At 65.8% G+C, this 18,607-nt stretch carries 16 protein-coding genes and 1 tRNA gene; 6 read left to right on the top strand and 11 right to left on the bottom strand.

Features of this window, described 5'->3' with window-relative positions:
- Positions 1-2: 2 nt before the first annotated feature.
- A complete protein-coding gene (gene rpiA, locus P1K30_RS00085) occupies positions 3-791 on the bottom strand; it encodes a ribose-5-phosphate isomerase RpiA (RefSeq protein WP_275630634.1) in 789 nt (262 codons plus the stop codon).
- Positions 792-960: 169 nt separating this feature from the next.
- Between rpiA and P1K30_RS00080 the strand changes: the two genes are divergently transcribed.
- The 3 genes from P1K30_RS00080 to P1K30_RS00070 all read left to right on the top strand — a co-directional run bounded on the left by P1K30_RS00080 (position 961) and on the right by P1K30_RS00070 (position 3,965).
- Positions 961-1,317, top strand: a complete 357-nt coding sequence (locus P1K30_RS00080) for a YbaN family protein (RefSeq protein ID WP_275630633.1) — start codon at positions 961-963, stop codon at positions 1,315-1,317.
- Positions 1,318-1,426: 109 nt separating this feature from the next.
- Positions 1,427-2,800, top strand: coding sequence for an L-serine ammonia-lyase (locus tag P1K30_RS00075; protein ID WP_275630632.1), 1,374 nt, complete (start codon positions 1,427-1,429; stop codon positions 2,798-2,800).
- Between the two features lie 211 nt (positions 2,801-3,011).
- A complete protein-coding gene (locus P1K30_RS00070; protein WP_275630631.1) occupies positions 3,012-3,965 on the top strand; it encodes a Hint domain-containing protein in 954 nt (317 codons plus the stop codon).
- A 79-nt stretch (positions 3,966-4,044) separates the two neighbouring features.
- Here P1K30_RS00070 and P1K30_RS00065 read toward each other — a convergent pair whose 3' ends face one another.
- The gene (locus P1K30_RS00065; protein ID WP_275630630.1) at positions 4,045-4,599 is read right to left on the bottom strand and encodes a fasciclin domain-containing protein; all 555 of its coding nucleotides are present in this window, start codon (positions 4,597-4,599) and stop codon (positions 4,045-4,047) included.
- A gap of 317 nt (positions 4,600-4,916) precedes the next feature.
- Between P1K30_RS00065 and P1K30_RS00060 the strand changes: the two genes are divergently transcribed.
- Complete coding sequence (locus P1K30_RS00060) at positions 4,917-5,720, top strand: class I SAM-dependent methyltransferase (RefSeq protein ID WP_275630629.1); 804 nt, start codon at positions 4,917-4,919, stop codon at positions 5,718-5,720.
- Positions 5,721-6,014: 294 nt separating this feature from the next.
- Here P1K30_RS00060 and P1K30_RS00055 read toward each other — a convergent pair whose 3' ends face one another.
- The 9 genes from P1K30_RS00055 to yajC all read right to left on the bottom strand — a co-directional run bounded on the left by P1K30_RS00055 (position 6,015) and on the right by yajC (position 16,137).
- Positions 6,015-9,704: a vitamin B12-dependent ribonucleotide reductase gene (locus P1K30_RS00055; RefSeq protein WP_275630628.1), complete on the bottom strand. Its 3,690-nt coding sequence runs from the start codon at positions 9,702-9,704 to the stop codon at positions 6,015-6,017.
- A gap of 683 nt (positions 9,705-10,387) precedes the next feature.
- A tRNA-Pro gene (locus P1K30_RS00050) sits at positions 10,388-10,464 on the bottom strand.
- Positions 10,465-10,585: 121 nt separating this feature from the next.
- On the bottom strand, positions 10,586-11,239 hold the full coding sequence (gene ccmB / locus P1K30_RS00045) for a heme exporter protein CcmB (RefSeq protein WP_275630627.1): 654 nt from the start codon (positions 11,237-11,239) through the stop codon (positions 10,586-10,588).
- Positions 11,236-11,853: a heme ABC exporter ATP-binding protein CcmA gene (gene ccmA, locus P1K30_RS00040; protein WP_275630626.1), complete on the bottom strand. Its 618-nt coding sequence runs from the start codon at positions 11,851-11,853 to the stop codon at positions 11,236-11,238. Before ccmA ends, ccmB begins: the two co-directional genes overlap by 4 nt.
- Before the next feature lie 38 nt (positions 11,854-11,891).
- On the bottom strand, positions 11,892-12,245 hold the full coding sequence (locus tag P1K30_RS00035; RefSeq protein WP_275630625.1) for an Mth938-like domain-containing protein: 354 nt from the start codon (positions 12,243-12,245) through the stop codon (positions 11,892-11,894).
- Between the two features lie 49 nt (positions 12,246-12,294).
- Positions 12,295-13,059: a sulfite exporter TauE/SafE family protein gene (locus tag P1K30_RS00030; RefSeq protein WP_275630624.1), complete on the bottom strand. Its 765-nt coding sequence runs from the start codon at positions 13,057-13,059 to the stop codon at positions 12,295-12,297.
- Positions 13,060-13,150: 91 nt separating this feature from the next.
- A complete protein-coding gene (secF, locus tag P1K30_RS00025) occupies positions 13,151-14,119 on the bottom strand; it encodes a protein translocase subunit SecF (RefSeq protein ID WP_275630623.1) in 969 nt (322 codons plus the stop codon).
- Position 14,120: 1 nt separating this feature from the next.
- Positions 14,121-15,782, bottom strand: coding sequence for a protein translocase subunit SecD (secD, locus tag P1K30_RS00020; protein WP_275630622.1), 1,662 nt, complete (start codon positions 15,780-15,782; stop codon positions 14,121-14,123).
- 25 nt (positions 15,783-15,807) lie between these two features.
- Positions 15,808-16,137 (bottom strand): preprotein translocase subunit YajC, encoded by a 330-nt coding sequence (gene yajC / locus P1K30_RS00015; protein ID WP_275630621.1) that lies wholly within the window; start codon positions 16,135-16,137, stop codon positions 15,808-15,810.
- A gap of 357 nt (positions 16,138-16,494) precedes the next feature.
- Here yajC and serS point away from each other — a divergent pair, with 357 nt between their 5' ends.
- Positions 16,495-17,781, top strand: coding sequence for a serine--tRNA ligase (serS, locus tag P1K30_RS00010; RefSeq protein ID WP_275630620.1), 1,287 nt, complete (start codon positions 16,495-16,497; stop codon positions 17,779-17,781).
- 44 nt (positions 17,782-17,825) lie between these two features.
- Positions 17,826-18,518, top strand: coding sequence for a hypothetical protein (locus P1K30_RS00005; RefSeq protein WP_275630619.1), 693 nt, complete (start codon positions 17,826-17,828; stop codon positions 18,516-18,518).
- Positions 18,519-18,607: the final 89 nt, after the last annotated feature.

Raw genomic sequence — 18,607 nt, 5'->3', positions numbered from 1 at the left:
TATTACTCCGATAGATCCGAGAACATGTTGTCGCTCTCGGCGAATTCGATCCGGCCCTCCTCGTGCGTGCCCGCGTTGATGTCGTTCACTTCCACCCGCCCGTCGCCGTGGCCGATGACCACAACGTCGCAGATGTCGATGAACAGGCCATTTTCGACCACGCCCGGAATTTGATTGAGCACCAGCGAAAGCTGCCGTGGGTTGGCGATACGTTCGAGGTGCAGATCGACGATGTAGTTCCCCTCGTCGGAAAGGAAGGGCGCCTCGCCGTTCAGGCGAAGCGTCGTGGTCTGGCCAAGCACGTCAAGCCCGGCCAGTGTCTCCTCCACAAGTGCCTTGGTCGTTTGCCAGCCGAACGGGATCACCTCGATCGGCAGCGGGAAGTTCCCCAGCGTTTCCACCTTCTTGGACGCATCGGTGATCACGATCATCCGGTCCGAGGCGGTCGCCACGATCTTTTCCATCAGGTGCGCGCCGCCGCCGCCCTTGATCAGGTTCAGGTCGGGATCGAACTCGTCGGCGCCGTCGATGGTCAGGTCGAGCCACTTCGCCTCGTCCAGCGAGATCACCTCGATGCCGACCTTGCGCGCCAGTTCGGCGGTGCGGGTCGAGGTCGGCACGCCCTTGATGCGCAGCCCGTCCTCGCGCACCAGTTCGCCAAGGCAACGGACCATCCACGCGGCGGTCGATCCGGTGCCCAGTCCCACGCGCATTCCGTCCTCGACAAACTCGACGGCCCGCTTGGCAGCGACGAACTTGGCGGTGTCGATGGGCGAAAGGTCTCCGTTCATTCCTGGCAGCTCCCCTGAAAGTCCCCGGCCTTATAGGCAAGAAGACGCCGGGGCGCGAGTGCGGATTTCCCCGCCGCACGCCGCGGCAGATCGGGCCCTGCGGAAGGGAGGTTCGCCGCGCCGTGCAAGCAGGCTATCATCAAACGTCGGATGGCAAGGAACGAGCACGATGGGCAGACACGTCTTTCTGGCACTGGGGTGGATTTCGGTCGCGCTTGGCTTGGTCGGCGTCGTGCTTCCGGTGCTGCCGACGGTGCCCTTCATGATCCTTGCGGCGTTCCTGTTCGGCAAGGGATCGCCGCGCGCCCGCGCGTGGCTGATCGACCACGCGCATTTCGGGCCGCACATCCAGCGGTGGGAGGCCACCGGCGCCATTTCGCGGCGGGCCAAGATCATGGCGGTGTCGACGATGGCGGCGGTGCTGCTGCTGTCGGTGCTGATGCGGCTGGACCTGTACCTGATCGCGATACAGGCCGCCTGCATGATCCCTGCGGCGATCTTCGTCTGGACGCGGCCCGACGGGTAAGCGTGGGCGCTACGTCCCGCCGTGCCGCCCGCCCGCGTCAAGCGGTCGCTTTTCGCATGGCGTCCCCCGCGCGGCTTTGGCACCAAGGGACAACTGGGAAAGGCGCGCGATGTTCATTTCCGTATTCGACATGTTCAAGGTGGGCGTCGGGCCGTCGTCCTCGCACACGATGGGGCCGATGGTGGCGGCGGCGCGGTTTCTCGACACGCTGCGCGGGTCGGCCTTTACGGCGCACGGGCTGAAGACGCGGCTGTACGGCTCGCTCGCCTTTACCGGGATCGGGCACGCCAGCGACCGCGCGGTGATCCTTGGCCTCGCCGGGTTCACGCCGCAGGACTATGACCACGAGGCCGCCGAGCGCGTGCTGAAGCAGATCGCCGAGACCGGGACGGTCACGCCCGAAGGCTTGTCGCCGCTGGCGCTGGACCCAGACACGGACGTGGTGCTGGACTATGGCGACCCCCTGCCCGGTCACGCGAACGGCATGACCGTCGCCGCCACCGACCGGCAGGGCGACGTGATCTTGCAGGAAACCTATTACTCGGTCGGCGGCGGCTTCGTCCTGACCGCCGAGGAACTGGCGCGCGGCAAGGACACCGACGACGGCCCGCCCGTCCCCTACCCGTTCAAGACCGCCGCCGAGATGCTTGAGATGTGCGCCCGCGAGGGCAAGTCGGTGGCGGACCTGAAGCGCGCCAACGAACTCAGCCGGATCGGCCGCGCCGCGCTGGACGACGGCATCGCGCGGGTGTGGCAGGTGATGCGCGATTGCATGGATCGGGGGCTGGACACGCATGGCACCCTGCCCGGCGGGCTGGGCGTCAAGCGCCGCGCCGCCGCGATCCGCGACCGGCTGGTGGCCGAACGCGGCACCAACCTTGCCCCGCCGCATGTGATCAACGACTGGATGTCGGTCTATGCGATGGCGGTGAACGAAGAGAACGCCGCTGGCGGACAGGTCGTCACCGCCCCCACCAACGGCGCCGCGGGCGTGGTGCCCGCCGTGATCCGCTACTGGCTGGACCACGTGCCCGGCGCGGGCCCGTCGAAGCTGCCGGATTTCCTGCTGACCGCCGCCGCCATTGGCGGGCTGGTGAAGCACAACGCGTCGATCTCGGGCGCCGAATGCGGCTGTCAGGCCGAGGTCGGCAGCGCGTCGGCAATGGCGGCAGCCGGTCTGTGCGCGGTGATGGGCGGCACGCCCGAGCAGGTCGAGAACGCCGCCGAGATCGCGCTGGAGCATCATCTTGGCATGACCTGCGACCCGGTGCGCGGGCTGGTGCAGGTCCCCTGCATCGAGCGCAACGGGCTGGGCGCGATCAAGGCGGTGTCCGCCGCGTCGCTGAGCCTGCGCGGCGACGGCACCCACCTTGTGCCGCTGGATGCCGCGATCGAGACGATGCGGCAGACCGGATCGGACATGAGCCACAAGTATAAAGAGACTTCGCTTGGCGGGCTCGCGGTAAACGTGCCGAACTGCTGAGAACGTCAGGTAAACCTCCGACTAATTCAGTCAGGTTTTCTTTCCGAACGATGACTCGCGTGTTAACTTTTGTCCGGACGACGGGGAATCGCCCCGTCCAACCGGGCCTTTAGCTACAGCCACGCGACACTGCCCCTTTTCGCGGAGTGTGAGCGCAGCCAGCCGCCACCGTCTGGCTTCTCAGCACATCCGAACCGAAGGGGGATCAGCAATGGCTGACGTACTCACCACCAACAGCATCATTCTTTCCAGCGCCACGTTCAATGACACCGGCTCTGGCTTCACCCTGACCTATAACGACGCAAGCGAATATGGCTCTGGCGGCCCGGTCATCGACAGCGACGATTCCGGCACGGCCAGCGACGGCGACAAGCTGTGGAACGACCACGGCGGCGACGCGGGCTATACCGGCTATACCGTCGAGATCAACGGCGACACCTACGGCGTCTTCACCTATTACTACCTGCCCGGCAGCGTCGTCATTCCGCACAACGGCGAACTGGAGCCGTCGGACTTTACCTCCGGCATGGACGTGACCGAGGCCGCCGAGGCGTCGGTCGTCAACTGCTTTGCCGGTGACACGCTGATCGCGACCCCCGATGGCGAAGTGCGCATCGACGCGCTGTCCGCCGGCGACCGGGTTCTGACCGCTGACGGCCGTTCGGAAGAAGTTCTGTGGGTCGCGCGCCAGACGCTGCAGATGATCCACGGTCTGTACCCGCAGGGCGACCTTGTCCGCATCTCGGCTGGCGCACTGGGCAACGGCCTGCCGCACCGCGAACTGGTCGTTACCGCCGAACACGCGATGGTGCTGGACGGAATGCTGGTCAACGCCGCCGCGCTGGTGAACGGCGACACGATCCGCCTTGAACTGGCCGAAGCGCGCAACGCCGAGGTCACCGTCTACCACGTCGAGACCGCGCGTCACGACGTGCTGCTGGCCAACGGCGCCGCGACCGAAAGCTTCGTCGAGGCGAACGGCCGCGCCGCTTACGACAACTATGCCGACTACGTCGCCCGGTTCGGCGAGGACCGCACGATTGCCGAGATGGCCCTGCCCCGCGTGACCAGCGCACGTCTGCTGCCGGCCGACCTGCGCGCCCGCCTTGGCCTGACCGAAGCCGATGGCGCGGCCGTCTCGCGCGAACTGGAGCTGGCGCTCTGATTGCGGCACAGCCGATCCGCACAAAGAAAAAGGGCGGCCAGTGGCCGCCCTTTGACGTCTGGGATACCGTGTCCGGCGATCAGTTGACCTGACCGGCCGGGATCAGAACCTTGTCGATGACGTGGACCACACCGTTCGACTGGTCGACATCCGCGACGGTCACGGTCGCAACGCGGCCGTTCTCGTCCTTCAGCTTCAGCATGCCGCCTTCCATGTAAGCGGTCAGCGTGCAGCCGCCCACGGTCTCGACCGGGTGCATCCCGCCGTCATCGGCGATCATGCCCGCGATGTCCTGCGAGAACGCCTCGGTCGCGACGACGTGGCAGCCCAGCACCTGTTGCAGCTGCGGCTTGTTCGCCAGCAACTTTTCAAGCGACGCGGCGTTGATCTCGCCAAAGGCGGCGTTGGTCGGCGCGAACACGGTGAAGGGGCCCGCGCTCATCAGCGTGTCGACCATGTCGGCCTCGGTCACGGCGGCGACCAGCGTGGTCAGGTTCGGCGCGGCGGATGCGTTCTCGGCGATGGTCATGTCGGCCATCATCGGCGCACCGCCGACAGTGGGGTTGCCTTGAGCGGCGGCGAAGCCAGCGGTCGCGGTCATCAGGACGGCGGCAGAAGCGATGGTCTTGAACATTGTGGGGTCCTCCCGTTTACCATTTACACCCGGACAAACAGCGCCTCGGGTTATTGGAAGGTACGGCAGGGGTCGCGGGACGGTTTCAATTCGGCCCGCACGGCGCGTTCAACTATTTGTCAGATGCCGGAACCTTGCCCGCGATCCAACGCGCGCTAAAGGCGCCGTGAAGCGGCTGGAGGGTACGCGTCCGGCAGAGGTTAGCTGCACATCGTAAGCCTGGTGTTAGGCAAAAGCTTCCTTCCAGCCCGGCGTGCATATTTTGAGTTTCATGATTTTCCTTGTAGCATTGCGTTCAGCTTACCTGGAGCACGCCGATGGCAGACCCATTTCAAGACGTAGATGCCGCCGGGCCCGAGTTCATCAAGATGTTCGCCGACTCTATGGACGTGCGCCAAGCCGATCCGACAATGGAGCGGATCGTTGCGGACTATTTAAGACGGCTGCCGCTTGCCCCCGACAGTATAACGATCGAAGTCGGGGCTGGCGCGGGCGCCGTGACACGTCGCATCGCAGCAGCGGCAGATCCGGCGAAGGTGGTCGGCTTTGACCCGTCTCAGGGCTTTGTGAACGAAGCAATCGAACGATCGCGGTCCCACGCCAATCTGTCATTCACGGTCGCCGATGGCGCAAATCTTCCGATTGAAGACAACAGCGTCGATGCCGTCATCATGCATACGGTTCTGACCCATGTGACGCACCCGGACTCTCTTTTGGTCGAAGCGTTCAGAGTTCTGAAGGCAGGCGGATCGCTTGTGGTATGCGATGCGGATTTTTCGAAGGCGACATTCAGCAGCATGCCAAACGATCCGCTGAACATCTGCGCTCAGGAGTTCGTCCGAGAGTTCGTCACCGATGCCTTTATTGTCGGGAAGTTGAGATCCCTGATCTCAAACGCGGGCATGGAGATCGCCAGCTTTGACGTCGTGAGCCGTATCGTCACAACCCGAGAACAAATGCTGCCGTGGGTCGAGGTTACAACACAAAGAATGGTTGAGCGTGGCGACATCGGCAAGCAATTGGCGGACGCGCTTGTGGCGGAACATGACCGCCGTGCCGAAGCAGGGTCTCTGTATGGGTATCAGGCCTTCGCAACGGCAATCGCGCGAAAGCCGTCCTAGCTGAAACGGACAGCGTGTCCGCATGGCGGACCACCACGGCTTGCCGGCACCCCAAAAGAAATCGGGGCGCCCAAGGGCGCCCCAGTTTTGCCGATCGGACTCATCGTTTGTACCGCCCGGTTTCTGCCTGCGGCCCGACCTGCATTCAGGGCAAGCGCACTCGCCCCGGGTTAAGGTGGGCAAGGACAATAGCCCGCCCCCACCCTGTTCGTGCCCATTTGCCGCCGGGCCAGCGGGTGGATCGGGGCGTCGCGGGTTGTTGGTTGGGGAAAGCGCGACGCCCCGGTCCGAAACTTAGCTGCAGCCCGACGTGGCGCCGCAGGTGTTGCACTTCATGCAGGTGCCGTTGCGCACCAGCGTGTAGTTGCCGCAGTCGCCACAGGGATCGCCCTCGTAGCCCTGCATCTTGGCCTTGGTGCGCAGGTCCATCGACATGGTCCCGCTGGCCACCGCCGTGGCAGAGGTGCTGGCCGCACCGCCGGGCTCGGGGACCAGCGTCTGCAGCGTGGCGACCGGGTCGCCCGATGCCGCCAGCGCGACCGCACCGGACTGACCGCCCTGAACCACCAGCAGTTCCTGCGGCAGACGCTTGCGGGTGAAGCCCGCCGACGCGACCTGCTTGAGCACCTCGAAGGGCGAGGTTCCGTTGCTGTCCGGCACTTCGGTGAAGTTGCGCTTGCCCTCTTCCTCGCCGCGGCCCAGCTCGTCGAAGGACACGCCTTCGGGCTTCACATGGGCCAGATCGGTCCGGTCGAGGTAGGACACCGCGAGTTCGCGGAAGATGTAATCAAGGATCGACGTCGCGTTCTTGATCGTCTCGTTGCCCTGCACCATGCCCGCCGGTTCGAACCGGGTGAAGGTGAAAGCGTCGACGAACTCTTCCAGCGGCACGCCGTACTGAAGGCCGACCGAAACCGCGATGGCGAAGTTGTTCATCATCGCCCGGAAGCCAGCGCCTTCCTTGTGCATGTCGATGAAGATTTCGCCAAGCTTTCCATCGTTGTACTCGCCGGTCCTCAGGTAAACCTTATGGCCGCCGACGACGGCTTTCTGCGTGTACCCGCGACGCCGCTCGGGCAGCTTGTCGCGCTGACGGCTGACGATCTCTTTGACGATGACCTTCTCGACGATCTTCTCGGCCAGCACCTGCGCCTTCTCGGCGGGGGTTCCGCTTTCCAGCGTATCGGCGGCGTCGTCATCGTCTTCGACCAGCGCGGCGGCCAGCGGCTGCGACAGCTTCGACCCGTCGCGGTACAGCGCGTTGGCCTTCACACCCAGCGACCACGACAGTTCATAGGCCTTCTGGCAGTCCTCGATCGTGGCGTCGTTCGGCATGTTGATCGTCTTCGAGATGGCACCCGAGATGAACGACTGGGCCGCAGCCATCATGGTGATGTGGCTGTCCACCGACAGGAACCGCTTGCCCTTCTTGCCGCACGGGTTGGCGCAGTCGAAGATGTGGTAATGCGCCGGGTCGAGGTGCGGCGCGCCTTCCAGCGTCATCGTCCCGCAGACGTGGTCGTTCGCCGCTTCGATGTCGCGCTTGGTGAACCCAAGGTGCGCCAGCAGGTTGAAGGTCGGATCGGACAGCTTTTCCGCAGGGATGCCCAGCGGGCCGGTCAGGAACTCTTCGCCCAGCGTCCACTGGTTGAACACGAAGCGGATGTCGAAGGCCGACGGCAGCGCCGCCTCGATCTTCTCGATCTGCGCCTCGCCGAAGCCGTGCCCGATCAGCGCGGTGTGGTTGATGCCCGGCGCGTTGCCCAGGGTGCCGTGGCCCACGGCGTAGGACACGATTTCCTCAATCTGGGCCGAGGAATAGCCCAGCCCTTCCAGCGCGGCCGGAACCGAGCGGTTGATGATCTTGAAATAGCCGCCACCGGCCAGCTTCTTGAACTTCACCAGCGCGAAGTCGGGCTCGATCCCGGTGGTGTCGCAGTCCATCACCAGACCGATGGTGCCGGTCGGCGCGATGACCGAGGTCTGCGCGTTGCGGTAGCCGTTCTTCTCGCCCAGCTCCAGCGCCTCGTCCCACGCGGCTTCGGCCAGCGCGACCAGTTCGCTGTCGGGGCAGTTGGCGTGATCCAGCGGCACCGGCTTGATCGCAAGGTTGTCGTAGCCATCGGTCTTACCGTAGGCGGCGGTGCGGTGGTTGCGGATGACCCGCAGCATGTGCGCCGCGTTGCGGTCATAGCTCGGGAAGGCGCCCAGTTCACCGGCGATCTCAGCCGAGGTGGCATAAGCCACGCCGGTCATGATCGCGGTCAGCGCACCGCCCATCGCGCGGCCGGCGTCGCTGTCGTAACCAAGGCCCATGTTCATCAGCAGACCGCCGATGTTGGCATAGCCAAGGCCCAGCGTCCGGAAGTCATAGGACAGCTGCGCGATTTCCTTGGACGGGAACTGCGCCATCATCACCGAGATTTCCAGCGTCAGCGTCCACAGGCGGGTGGCGTGTACGTAGTCCTGCGCCTGAAACTTGCCGTCCTTCCAGAAGGTCAGCAGGTTCATCGAGGCAAGGTTGCAGGCCGTGTCGTCCAGGAACATGTACTCGGAACAGGGGTTCGAGCCCCGGATCTCGCCATCTTCCGGGCAGGTGTGCCACGCGTTCACGGTGTCGTGGAACTGGATGCCCGGGTCGGCGCAGGCCCACGCGGCGTGGCCGATCTTTTCCCACAGCTGGCGGGCGTTCACTTCCTTGGAAACTTTGCCGTCCACACGGTTGATAAGCTTCCAGTTTTCGTCCTTGCGCACGGCTTCGAGGAACCCGTCCGTCACCCGGATCGAGTTGTTTGAGTTCTGCCCCGAAACGCTGGCATAGGCCTCGCTGTCCCAGTCGGTGTCGTAGGTCGGGAACTCGATCGAGTCGTAGCCCTGCCGCGCGTAATCCAGCACGCGCTTGATGTAGGTCTCGGGAATGGCGACCTTCTTGGCCTCGCGGACCGCCTTCTTCAGGCCCTCGTTGACCGACGTGTCATAGGCGTCCGCCTCGGCCCCGTCCCACGCGCGGATCGCCGCGAAAATGCCGTTCAGCATCTTCTCGTGCATCTTCGAGCCCGCGACGATCGACGCCACTTTCTGCTCTTCCTTCACCTTCCAGTCGATGAAGTCCTCGATATCCGGGTGGTCGGCGTCGACGATGACCATTTTCGCCGCGCGGCGGGTGGTGCCGCCCGACTTGATCGCGCCGGCCGCCCGGTCGCCGATCTTCAGAAAGCCCATCAGCCCCGACGACTTGCCGCCGCCCGATAGTTTCTCGCCTTCCGCGCGGAGCGACGAGAAGTTGGTGCCGGTGCCCGAGCCGTATTTGAACAGGCGCGCCTCGCGCACCCACAGGTCCATGATGCCGCCGTCCGACACAAGGTCGTCCTTCACCGACTGGATGAAGCAAGCGTGCGGCTGCGGATGCTCGTAGGACGACTTCGACTTGGTCAGCTTGCCGGTCTTGTAGTCCACGTAATAGTGGCCCTGCGCCGGACCATCGATGCCGTAGGCCCAGTGCAGGCCGGTGTTGAACCACTGCGGGCTGTTCGGCGCGGCCTTCTGGGTGGCCAGCATGAAGCGCATCTCGTCGAAATAGGCCTGCGCGTCGTCCTCGGTGGTGAAGTAGCCACCCTTCCAGCCCCAATAGGTCCAGGCGCCGGCAAGACGGTCGAACACCTGACGGGCAGAGGTTTCGCCGATCTTCTGCTCGTCTTCGGGCAGGTCGGCCAGCGCCGCGTCATCGGGAACTGACCGCCACAGGAATTCGGGAACGTCCTTCTCGCGGACCTTCTTCAGCCGGGCGGGAACGCCGGCCTTGCGGAAATATTTTTGCGCGATGACATCGCTGGCGACTTGGCTCCAGCTGGCCGGAACCTCGACCTTGTCATTGCGGAACACGATCGTGCCGTCCGGATTCCGAATCTCGGAGACCGTCGTCGTGAAGTCGATATCGGCGTACGCGTCGAAACCTGCCTTGGTAAACTTGCGTTCGATTTTCATCGTGGAAAATGCCCCGTGGTATCTTGTTGTTGCCACCGGCCTCCCGTCTGACGCGGGATCACCGGCACGATCGTCACGCCGTGTGTTTCAGGCAGGCGAAGGGCAAAACCGTACCGCAAGCGGAAGAGTGCCTCCGCCGCGATGCCGCGGGTTGCCACCGCGGTTTCTCTTTTAGATTGTGTCCCTCGCCGTGCGCGTCGCCACCAGATTTTGTGGTCTGTCACTCGGCCCGTACAAACTGGCGTGAGAGGATGGGTCGGTCAACGCCAAATGAATCGCTGTCCACAGAAAACTTCCCGTCTGTGGATGACAGCCGACCGCGCCCTGCACGCGCAAGGCGATTCCCTGCGGGCCTTCGTCACGGCGCCGCGCGGGGGGACCGTAACGAATATGATCCGCAGATAAGAGGCTTAGCCTGCATTATTGGTAAACGGGGTGATGTTCGCCGCCGGGCCGCAGACCGCGGCCGGCGCCCGCATCGGCCGGGTGACGCGACGTTGCATCCCTACAACGCCAAGCATTTCCGTCACCGAAGCTGCGCCAATTTTGGGCGATTCCACGACGCCGAAACCGCATCATCTGGTGTGAATTCGCCCCGGCACCCCACCAGATGTAGTCAGAGAACGGGATCGCAATCGCGCCGGAATCGCCCACACGGCGCCAACAAACCCAGATGTGGTGGATGGTCGGGGCGGCGAGATTCGAACTCACGACCTTCTGTACCCAAAACAGACGCGCTACCAGGCTGCGCCACGCCCCGACGGATTGGCTCTTAGCGCAACCGCTCCCCGGTGGAAAGTCCTGCTTCTTCTCTTTCCAAGTACCTCGGGGGAGTCGCGCGAAGCGCGGCGGGGGCAGAGCCCCCTGTCCACCCACCAGCCTTAGCGCAGGTTCACACGCAGCGCCGCTGCCGCCGCGAAGGGCAAAAGCGCCAGCGTGCCCAGCGTGATCCCCGCCAACAGCGCAAGCGGCGTGCCCACGGCCAGCCCCTCGGTCCCGCGGCGGACCACCTCGGCGCCGAAGATCAGAGTCGGCACGTACAGCGGCAGGACCAGCAGCGACAGCAGCAGCCCGCCCCGCTTCAGGCCCACCGTCAGCGCCGCGCCGAACGCGCCGATCATCGACAGCGCCGGGGTCCCCAGCGCCAGCGACAGGGTCAGCCAGCCAAAGCCCGACTCCATGTTCAGCAGAATCGCCAGCACCGGCGCCGCCAGCGTCAGCGGCAGGCCCGTGGTCATCCAGTGCGCCGCTGCCTTCATCGCCGCCACCGCCTCGAGCGGGATCGGCGCGGTGGCCAGCAGGTCCAGCGAGCCGTCCTCGAAATCCAGCTGGAAGATGCGGTCCAGCGACAGCAGGCAGGCCAGCAGCGCGCCCACCCACAGCACGCCCGGCGCGATGATGCGAAGGGTCTGCGACTCGGGGCCGACGCCGAAGGGCACCAGCACCACGACGATCAGGAAAAACGCCAGCCCAAGGCCAAAGCCGCCGCCCGCCCGCACCGCCAGCGTCAGGTCGCGCAGGAACAGCCGGATCACAGGAACGCCTCGTCAAATCCGGTCGCGACGGCGGGCTCGACCGCGCGGAACGGCGCCACGTCCAGTTCCCGCGCCTCGAAACCCAGATCGATATGCGTCGCGATCAGCGCCGCGCCCCCGGCCCGGCAATGGCTGCGCACTGCCTCGGCGAACAGCGCCACGCTTGCCACGTCCAGCGAGACCGTCGGCTCGTCCAGCGCCCAGACCGGGCGCCCGGTCACCAACAGCCGCGCCAGCCCCAGCCGCCGCTTCTGTCCCGCCGACAGGTTCTGCGCCGCGCGGTCGCGCAGCTTCTCAAGGTTGAACGCCGCCAGCGCCGGCTCGATATCCGTGCCGCCATAGACCCCGGCCCAGAACGACAGGTTCTCGGCCACCGACAGCGTTGCTTTCAGGCCGTCCGCATGGGCGCCGTAGGCAATCGCGTCCGGCGCGCAGTCGACCACGCCGGCCAGCGGCGGCTGCAGCCCCGCGATGGTGCGCAACAGGGTCGTCTTGCCGATCCCGTTCGGCCCGCGCAACAGCAGCACCTCGCCCGGCGACAGGGCGAAGGTGACGTGCTCCAGCACCGGGATGCCCCCGCGCGCGCAGGCCAAATCTTGGACGGTCAGTACCATGCCGGAACGCTTAGCGGATCGCGCAGGCGCGGGAAAGCTTACACCGGCAACAGCGCCACTCCGACGCGGCGGCCTTCCGACAGCAGCACGTTGTAGGTGCGCGCCGCGGGCGGCGAGGCCATCGGTTCCAGCCCCAGCCCGACTGCTTCCAGCGCGGTGCGGAAGGCGGCGGGCAGATATTCCGGATCGGCCCCGGTGCCGATGAACAGCACGTCGATGTCCCCGGCCGCTTCGACAAGCGGCGCGGTATCGTCGAACCCGGTCCAGCCCTGCACGCCCGATGGCGTGACGAACACCCCGCCCTGCCAGACGGTACCGCCGACGCGGAAGAAGCCGGGGCCGTAACCGTCGATGGGCGGGCCGTCGAAGTTGCGGATCTCGTTCAGGCGCATGGTGCCTCCGTTGGGTTCGGTTTCGGGTCGCGGGCGCGGTCCCGGGTGGTCAGGACCAGATCGGCAGACCGCTGATCGCCGAGACGGCGATGATCGTGTACGCGGCCCAGCGGTAGACCGTCGCAAGGCGCGGATGGAACAGGCGTGCGCCCAGCATCACGGCGGCAAGATAGGGCGGCACAAGGCAGAGGCCAAGCACCAGCGACGGGCCGTCCAGCAGTCCCCGGATGCCGAAGATCGCCATCACAAGGATGTCGGCAAGGAATAGGAACAACAGAACCGAGGCGCGGATCACCTCGACCGGAAGCGGGCGCGCCATGTACAGCAGGATCACCGGCGGCCCCGGCAGCCCCGCTGCGCCGTGCAGGATGCCGGAAATCCCGCCGATCCCGTAGATCATCGGGCGGCTCACGGTGCCGGTATAGCGGACACCAGAAATCAGCGCCGCCAGCAGGGCAAGGCTGATCAGCGACACCCCCGCCCGGAACGCGTCGGGCGGCAGCAGCAGCAGGATCGCCACCCCGATGGGCGCACCCACAAGCACGCCCGCGACCAGCCGCATCACGTCGCGGGTGTGGCCTTCGCGGATGGCGCGGGGCACGGCGGGCATCGGGCCGATGAAGTCGATCAGGATCAGCGTGACCAGCGCCTGCACCGGTGGCAGGAACTGCCCCGCGATCGGCAGGTACACCATCGCGGTGCCAAAGCCGGTGAAGCCGCGCACGAGCCCCGCAAGGATCGCGGCGACGGCCAGCCAAGCGAAACCATCGGTGCCAAGCGCGGCTTCCACGGCGGTCAGTGCGGCGGTCAGCATGGCGGCAGAAGGCGCGCGTCGCGCGGCGGCCAAAAGAAACGCGCCACCCGGCTGGGCAGCGCGCTTTTGTCTTCCATCAAGGCCGACCCTCTCACGGGTCGACGTTCGCGAACTGGTTGCCCTCGGTCTTGTCCGGCTTCGACCAGTCGCGCTTGGTGCCCAGCATCAGCACGATGTTCTTTGCCACGTAGACCGACGAATAGGTCCCGACCACAACGCCCCAAGTGATCGCGAAGACGAAGCCCCGGATCACGTCGCCGCCAAGGATCAGCAGCGCGATCAGCGCGATCAGCGTGGTGCCCGACGTCATCACCGTGCGCGACAGCGTCTCGTTCACCGACAGGTTCATGACGTCCTGAAGGGCCTTCTTCTTGTACTTGATCAGGTTCTCGCGCACCCGGTCGAAGATGACCACGGTGTCGTTGATCGAATAGCCCACAATGGTCAGCAGCGCCGCGATCGTCGCAAGGTCGAAGCGGATCTGCGTGATCGAGAAGATCCCGATGGTCAGCAGCACGTCGTGGAACAGCGCCACCACGGCCCCCAGCGAGAACTGCCATTCGAACCGCAGCCAGATGTAGATCATGATCGCCGCAAGCGACAACGCCACCGCAAGGAACGCGGTCTGGATCAATTCGCCAGACACCTTCGGACCGACGCTTTCGACCGAGGTGAAGCGGATCTCGGGATCGACCTCTTGCAAGGCCGCCTCGACCTGCGCCACCGTTTCGGCGGTGACGCTTTCCTGATCGTCCTGCGCCTGAATGCGGATCATCGCAACGTTCTCGTCGTCGCCGAAGGTCGGATCGAACACCTCGGAGATCGCCACGTCGCCCAGTTCCAGCGGCTGCATCGCATCGCGATAGGCGCCCACGTCGACGGCGTTCACCGATTCCGTCCGCAGCGTGGTGCCGCCCCGGAAGTCGATGCCGAAGTTCAGGCCCAGCGTGAACCAAGCGACCAGCGAAAGGACCATCAGCACCATCGACACGCCGAAGGTGATCTTCCGCGCCTTGAAGAAGTCGATGTTGGTTTCCTGCGGAACAAGTCTCAGTCGCATCTTACACCTCGATGGTTTTCGGACGGCGGCGCTCGAACCACATCACGATAAGCAGGCGCGTCACGAAGATGGCGGTGAAGACCGAGGTCAGGATGCCCAGACCCAGCGTGACGGCAAAGCCGCGCACCGGGCCGGACCCCATGACGAACAGGATCACGGCGGTGATGAACGTGGTGATGTTGGCATCAAGGATGGCCGACAGAGCCTTCTCGTAGCCAAGCTCGATGGCGCGGGACGGTCCGCGCGCGGTTTTCAGTTCTTCGCGGATACGCTCGAACACCAGCACGTTGGCGTCGACCGCCATACCGATGGTCAGCACGATCCCCGCGATGCCCGGCAGCGTCAGCGTCGCGCCGATCATCGACAGCAGGCCAAAAATCAAGCCCACGTTCAGCAGCAGGGCGACGTTGGCAAGGATGCCGAACCAGCCATAGCTGAGGCCCATGAACAGCAGCACCGCAACGAAGGCGATGATACAGGCGATCCGACCGGCGGCGATCGAGTCCGCGCCCAGTTCCGGCCCGATGGTGCGTTCTTCAAGGAACGTCATCTCGGCGGGCAGCGCGCCTGCGCGCAGCAGGACGGACAGCTGGGTCGATTCCTCGACCGAGAAGTTGCCGGTGATCTGCCCCGACCCGGAGGGGATCGCCTCGCGGATCTGGGGCGCCGAGATCACCTCGTCGTCCAGCACGATGGCGAACAGCGATCCGACGTTCTCGGCGGTGTACTGGCCGAACTTCCGTGCACCCGACGGGTTGAACCGGAAGGTCACTGCCGGCTGGCCGTTCTGGTCGAACGCCGGCTGGCTGTCGTTCAGTTCCTCGCCGGTGACGACTGCGGTGTCCTCTAGAACGTAATACACGCCCTCTTCGTCCAGCGACGGCAGGATCACGTTGCGTGCGCCGGGCGACTCGTCAGCGTTGGTGGTGCGGCGGACGACCGGCTGGAAGGTCAGCTTCGCGGTGGTGCCGATCAGCGCCTTCAGTTCCTCGGCCGACCCGATGCCGGGCACCTGGATCAGGATGCGGTCCGCACCCTGCCGCTGGATCGTCGGTTCGCGCGTGCCGACCTCGTCGACGCGGCGGCGGATGATCTCCAGCGACTGCTGGATGGTGCGGTCGTCGGTGGCCTGCTTCTCGGCGTCGGTCAGTTGCACGATGATCGTGTCGCCGCTGCCCGCCACCGTGATGTCGGTGGCGCCCGCGCCCGTCAGGCTGACCACGGGCCGCGCAAGGCCGCGAACGACCTCCAGCGCGCGGGCCATGCCGTCGGACTGGCTGATGCGGACATGCAGTTCCCCGGCCGGCGCGTCGACACGGCGGATCGTCCCGACCGTGTCACGCTCGTCGCGCAGGGCATCGCGGATCTCGGGCCAATAGCCGTTCATCCGGTCGACGTAGACATCCTCGACCCGGACTTCGGCCAGAAGGTGCGCCCCGCCCCGAAGATCGAGACCAAGGTTCACCAGCGTCGCCGGAAGCCACGAGGGCCAGGACGACGCGGCCGCCTCGCGCTCCGGCGTGGCGCCCATGCGCTCGATTTCGGCAACGGCGTCGTTGTGCATCTCGACGCGCGGATAGAACAGGTTGGGCAGCGCGAAAAGAAGCCCGAACACCACGAGGCCGAGGATGACGACCCGTTTCCACAGAGGGATCTGCAGCATGAAACGCCCTTCCGAGGCTAGTCGATCACTCTTCGGCGGCGGGTTCGGTCTTGGACACGACCTGCGCGACGGTGCTCTTGATCACGCGCACCTTGACGCCGGTGGCGATCTCGACCTCGATCTCGCCGTCTTCCTTCACCTTGGTGACCTTGCCGATGATCCCGCCCTGCGTGATCACCTGGTCGCCCCGGCGCAGCGCTTCGACCATCTTCTGGTGTTCCTTCACCTTCTTCTGCTGCGGACGGATCAGCAGGAAGTACATGATGGCGAAGATGAGGATCAGCGGAATGAAGGAACCGAAGGCTCCGGCGGCTCCGCCTCCGGTGGCTTGCGCGAAGGCAGGCGTGGCAAACATGAGGTCTTCCCTTGCGTGGCGAGGGCTTGTCCGCCCCCTTCTCTGAATTGGCGCGCACCCTAGCGGCGGTCAGGACCGGACTCAACCCGATCCGCCCCGCCCGGTGCGACATGCGCTACATACGCATTTGGCGTGGGGTGACAAGGCGGACGGGGTGGGATTTCCGCCGGAAACAGCCACGGCAAGGGCCCTGCGGCGCTTTTCGGCGCACACGCGGCTTCACGGTTTCGCAGGGTTTGTGTCATCGCCGCCGGACAACCGGCACGCCGCCCGCGCCCTTGGCGGGCGTCAGGCTCATTGACCGGCCCCGCGTTTGATGCTTTGACGCCCGCGCATCACAAGCAAAGGGCCGATCCCATGCACGACATCCGTTTCATCCGCGAAAACCCCGACGTCTTCGACGCCGCTTTGGGGCGGCTGGGCGTGTCGCCTGTATCGGCCGAGATCCTCGCCGCCGACGCCGCGCGCCGCGAGGCGATCTCCAAGGCAGAGGCCGCGCTGGCCGAACGCAACGCCGCCTCCAAGCAGGTGGGCGCCGCCAAGGCCAAGGGCGACGAGGCAGAGTTCGAGCGCCTGCGCGCATTGGTCGCCGCCAAAAAAGACGAAATCGCCGCCCTCGACGAAGAGGCGAAGGCCGGCGACGAGCGGCTACGCGACATGCTGCTGGGCCTGCCGAACCTGCCGTTCGACGACGTGCCCGACGGCACATCTGAAGACGACAACGTCGAGATCCGCCGCTGGGGCGAGCCGCGCAGCTTCGACTTCGCGCCGAAGGAACATTACGAGCTGTCCTGCGCCGCGGGGCTCGATTTCGAGACCGCCGCCAAGCTGTCGGGCGCGCGCTTTGTCGTGCTGCGCGGCGCGATGGCGCGGCTGCACCGGGCGCTGGCGCAGTTCATGCTGGACACCCACGTCACCGAACACGGGCTGGCGGAAACCAACACCCCGGTGCTGGTCCGCGAAGAGGCGATGTACGGCACCAATCAGCTGCCGAAATTCGCCGAGGACAGCTATCAGACCCGCGAGGGCTGGTGGCTGATCCCAACGTCCGAGGTGACGCTGACCAACACGGTGCGCGAACAGATCCTCGACGAGAAAGACCTGCCGATCCGCCTGACCGCCCATTCGCTGTGCTTCCGCTCGGAAGCGGGCAGCGCCGGCAAGGACACGGCCGGCATGCTGCGCCAGCACCAGTTCGAGAAGGTCGAGATGGTGTCGATCACCCATCCCGACGCCTCGCTTCAGGAACACGAGCGGATGACCGGCTGCGCCGAGGCGATCCTGCAAAAGCTGGGCCTGCCCTACCGCACCATCGTTCTGTGCACCGGCGACATGGGCTTCGGCGCGAAGAAGACGCATGACATCGAGGTCTGGCTGCCCGGTCAGGACACCTACCGCGAGATCAGCTCGGTCTCGGTCTGCGGCGACTTCCAGGCCCGGCGCATGAACGCCCGCTTCCGCCCCGAAGGCGGCAAGCCGGATTACGTGCACACGCTGAACGGGTCGGGCGTCGCGGTGGGCCGCTGCCTGATCGCCGTGCTCGAGAACGGCCAGCGGGAAGACGGCTCGGTGGACTTGCCCGCCGTGCTGGCGCCCTATCTTGGTGGAAAGACCAGGATAACGGCAAACGGCGGGTTCGAGTGACCGAAACACAATCCCCCCGTCCCCCGGTCGACGACCGGGGGCGGATGAAAGCGATCATCGTGGCAACGGCGGCCATCGCCTTCGTGCTGTCCCCCGTGGTGTCGCAAAGCTTCGGCGGCTTCGAGCCGGACCAATTCCCCATTCCGCAGGACCACCCCCCGGCCCAGCCCGCAGGCTATGCCTTCGCGATCTGGTCGCTGATCTACGCGTGGCTTGTCGCCCACGCGGGCTTCGGCCTGCTGAAACGCGCCGACGCGGCGGACTGGGACGCGACGCGCTGGCCTCTGGCCATCTCTCTGGTGATCGGCGCCGCGTGGATTCCGACGGCGCAACAGTCGGTGCTGACCGCAACGGTCCTGATCTGGCTGATGCTGGGCACCGCCGTCTGGGCCTACCTCAAGGCGCCCGCGCGCGACGAGTGGTGGGCGAAAGTGCCGCTGGGCCTGTATGCCGGCTGGCTGACCGCCGCCAGCTGGGTGTCGGTCGCGCTGGTCGGCGCGGGCTGGGGCATCGGCCCCGGCGCGCTGGCCTGGGCGTGGATCGTGCTGGTCCTTGCGCTGCTGTTCGCCGCCGCCGTGTTGACCCGCGCAGGCCGCGCCCCGGAATACGGCGCCGCCGTCGCATGGGCCGCCGTGGGCATCGCGGTCGCCAACTTCGGCAGCCAGACGCTACTCGCCATCGCCGCCCTGCTCGGCGCCGTCGGCATTCTCGCGCTGTCCCTGCTCGCCCGAAACTGAAGCGCCGCGCCCGTCTTCCGGCGCGGCCCTCATCCGCTTCTTCTGTCTAAAAATATCCTGGGGGTGAATGCGGCGCAGCCGCAGAGGGG

It is taken from the genome of Psychromarinibacter halotolerans (assembly GCF_029168315.1).
GTDB lineage: Bacteria > Pseudomonadota > Alphaproteobacteria > Rhodobacterales > Rhodobacteraceae > Psychromarinibacter > Psychromarinibacter halotolerans.
The sequence above is the reverse complement of the archived record's forward strand: the minus strand, read 5'-3'. Positions and strand labels throughout refer to the sequence as shown.